Consider the following 291-nt stretch of genomic DNA (forward strand, 5'->3'; position numbering starts at 1 on the left):
GCGCGGCTCGACGACGCCGCGCTCGCGCATCATCGCGACGGCATCACCCTGGCGGCCACCGGCGCCCATGCCGGGCTGCGAGTGGCTGCGCGGCCGCTGGTCGCGCGCCTGGCGGCGACCGACGAGGCTTTTGCCGTCCGGTTGCGCGACATGCTGATGGCCGGCTTCTTCCGCGCCGAGCCGGTCGAAGGCCATGCCTCCGACATGGTCACGCTCTTCGCCGATGCCTTGCCACAGGCAGCGGCCGCCATCGACGACGGCACGCTGTGGCGGCTGCTGCAGGGGCGCGCC

Annotated in this window: 1 protein-coding gene; it reads left to right on the forward strand. The window is 74.2% G+C overall.

Going from position 1 to position 291, the window contains the following annotated elements; translation table 11 throughout:
- A partial coding sequence (locus CQ12_RS46955; protein ID WP_057839600.1) for a hypothetical protein occupies positions 1 to 291 on the forward strand: 291 nt, incomplete at both ends.

The organism is Bradyrhizobium jicamae (assembly GCF_001440395.1).
Lineage (GTDB): Bacteria > Pseudomonadota > Alphaproteobacteria > Rhizobiales > Xanthobacteraceae > Bradyrhizobium > Bradyrhizobium jicamae.